3 protein-coding genes are annotated in these 2,720 nt (G+C 36.7%); all 3 read left to right on the top strand.

From position 1 onward, the window contains the following. Nucleotides 1–300 precede the first annotated feature (300 nt). From cas6 to cas1b, 3 genes are read left to right on the top strand one after another with little or no spacing between them, the layout of a single operon-like run. Nucleotides 301–966 (top strand): CRISPR-associated endoribonuclease Cas6, encoded by a 666-nt coding sequence (gene cas6 / locus RBR53_12035; GenBank protein MDY0133379.1) that lies wholly within the window; start codon nucleotides 301–303, stop codon nucleotides 964–966. 12 nt (nucleotides 967–978) lie between these two features. Beyond that, the gene (gene cas4 / locus RBR53_12030) at nucleotides 979–1,587 is read left to right on the top strand and encodes a CRISPR-associated protein Cas4 (GenBank protein MDY0133378.1); all 609 of its coding nucleotides are present in this window, start codon (nucleotides 979–981) and stop codon (nucleotides 1,585–1,587) included. A 31-nt stretch (nucleotides 1,588–1,618) separates the two neighbouring features. Next, complete coding sequence (gene cas1b / locus RBR53_12025; protein MDY0133377.1) at nucleotides 1,619–2,638, top strand: type I-B CRISPR-associated endonuclease Cas1b; 1,020 nt, start codon at nucleotides 1,619–1,621, stop codon at nucleotides 2,636–2,638. The last annotated feature ends 82 nt before the right edge of the window (nucleotides 2,639–2,720 follow it).

The following is a 2,720-nucleotide window of genomic DNA, read 5'->3' as shown; positions in this document are numbered from 1 at the left end:
GCCTTCTCAGATGGCGAGGTATGGATGAGATTATCTGTTTCAAAGTATTGAGTAAAATGTGAAAATTTAGTAAGTTTGAAGGGAGGAGTAGGAAGGAAGGTAAAAGAAGGTAAAGAAAATAGATCCAAATTGTAAAAATTTGTAGAAGTCCTGCCAATTATCTACCAATTTATGTTTTCTCACAAAACTTCCAGTTATAAATACAGAAAGTTTCAATAGCTGTTTATGCGATGCAGGGTAAGCGTCAGAAAAATATCTCCGTATCCGCTTCATTATGATTATCAGTATGGCCTTGCTTCAATGCTGTACTTAAAACTGGCTACTTCAAATGTAGAACTTGCGGATAAAACTCATAAAAAAAATGGTTTTAAGTTCTATACGTTTTCAAACCTTATACTTGATGACAGAATTCCCGTAAAAGACGGATTAAATTTCAGCAAAGCTCATTTTTTCCTGTCATCTCCTGACCCGGAGTTCATAAGAAGTTTTGCAGAAGGGCTTTTGTTTGAGCCTGAATTTTTTCTCGCAAATAATGGAAACAGGATTAATTTCTTAATCGAAAGAATTGAAGTTCTTCCTGTAATTCGTTTTTTGGACACCTGCACTTTCAGGACTCTTTCCCCCATTTATTTAAAAACCCTGAGGAAACAGGACGAGAGGCTGGTCGAATTCGATCTGTATCCCAAAGACTCAAAGTTTTACGAAAACCTGCATAAAAATCTCGTTGCCCGCTACGAAGAATTCTACGGATCAAAGATCGATAAGGATTTTTTTGAGGTTATGAGTGTTTCAAGTTTTAAGCCCAAGCGAGTAAAGATCGAAAACAATTATCGACGCTGCAGTTTGATTGACCTGTCACTATCTGCAAACCCTGAACTCCTGCAGTTTGCGTATGATGCGGGACTGGGGGAAAAAAACGCCATGGGATTTGGGTGTGTGGATATATTACAAGCGAATACAAAGTAAGGGGATTATGGAATGACTGACGAACCGGTTAAAGACACAAATCATGGTTTAGATGGGCAGGAGGGTGAGCCAGAAACAAACATTTACGCAGAAGTTTTCCTGGACTCGGTCCGTATTACTGGAGTTAAGGTAAATTACTATCATGTCTGCAAGACAAAACTATGGCTTTTTTCTCATAACATTAATCTTGAGAGAGGAAACGATAATGTTGCTCTGGGAAAGATTTTGCATGAAGACCGGTATAAGAAAAACTCTAAAAACATTACTATTGATGGTATAAGCATTGATTTTGTGAAAACAGGAAAACGAATTGAGATCCACGAAATCAAAAAAAGCAAGAAAATGGATGCTGCGGATAGAGCTCAACTTTTGTTCTACCTCTATTTCCTCAAAAAAAGAGGATTTGACGCAATTGGAGTTTTAAATTATCCTCTTCTGAACAAAATAGAGAAAATTGAAATGAATACAGAAGATGAAACCAAAACTGAAAGAGATATTGAGGAAATTAAAAAAATAGTCCTTGGCTCAATGCCATTGACTGTACACAAAAAAATCTGTTCAAAGTGCGCTTATGAAGAATTCTGTTTCTGTGGGGAATGTAATGACAATAATTATGAGTGAGTCTAATAGTGAAATAATTGACAAAGAGTAAGTGAGAGGAGGTGAAAGAATCCGGGAAGATTTTTACATATTACAGGACGGAATTTTAAAGAGAAAAGAGAATACTGTCTATTTTGAAAACAAGGAAGGCAGGAAGATTCTGCCGATAAACAAGATCAATTCTATTTTCGCCTATGGAAACCTGTCTTTCTCTTCTGGAGTTGTTTCCTATCTTTCAAAAGAAGGTATCCCTATTCATTTTTTTAATTATTACGGGTTTTATGAGGGTTCGATGTATCCTCGGGAAACCCTTATCAGTGGAGATCTGGTAATTCAGCAGGCAGAATTTTATCTTGATCCCGAAAAACGGCTGTGCCTTGCCGGAAAGTTTATCGAAGGAGCTTGTGGGAATATTCTGAGAAACCTCAGATATTACGCGAGAAGTCGGGAAGATATTCAGGAAGCAGTTGAAAATTATATTACCTCAATAGAAACAGAGTTTTCCAGGCTAAATGTTGCAGAAACAGTACCCTCCATGATGAGGACGGAAGGGAAAATCAGAGAACTTTATTACAATGCACTTGATGAAATATTCCCCGAAGGGTATAAGATAATAAAACGTACGAGAAGACCGCCAGAAAATAAAATGAACACATTGATAAGTTTTGGGAATTCTCTTGTCTATTCCACAACTCTTTCAGAGATTTACAACACTCAGCTTAACCCTACAATATCATATCTGCATGAGCCTTTTGAGCGCAGGTTCTCATTATCCCTGGATGTTAGCGAAATTTTCAAACCAATTCTCGTAGATAGGATAATTTTTAAACTTATTAATAAAAACATGCTGGATGATAGCTGCTTCCGGGGAGAAATTGGGAATATGTTACTCAGTGATAAAGGAAAAAAGATTTTTCTCAAAGAATATGACGAAAAACTCAAGACCACAATAAAGCACAAAGGCCTGAACAAAAATGTATCCTATAAAAGCCTTATTCGGCTTGAGTTATATAAAATTTCAAAACATGTTCTCGGGGTGGAAGATTATAAACCTCTGGTGATGTGGTGGTAAATGTACGTTGTTATTGTGTACGATGTTGGAGTAGATAGGGTAAACAAAGTAAGAAGCTTTTTAAGAGAATATATGAACTGGG

The organism is Desulforegulaceae bacterium, from assembly GCA_034006035.1.
GTDB lineage: Bacteria > Desulfobacterota > Desulfobacteria > Desulfobacterales > JACKCP01 > JACKCP01.
This window is presented reverse-complemented; position numbering and strand designations above follow the sequence as displayed.

What these genes read in the sequence shown, in the direction of transcription:
- cas6 (MDY0133379.1), top strand. Translation starts at nt 301, where the DNA reads ATGCTGTACTTAAAACTGGCTACTTCAAATGTAGAACTTGCGGATAAA.
- cas4 (MDY0133378.1), top strand. Translation starts at nt 979, where the DNA reads ATGACTGACGAACCGGTTAAAGACACAAATCATGGTTTAGATGGGCAG.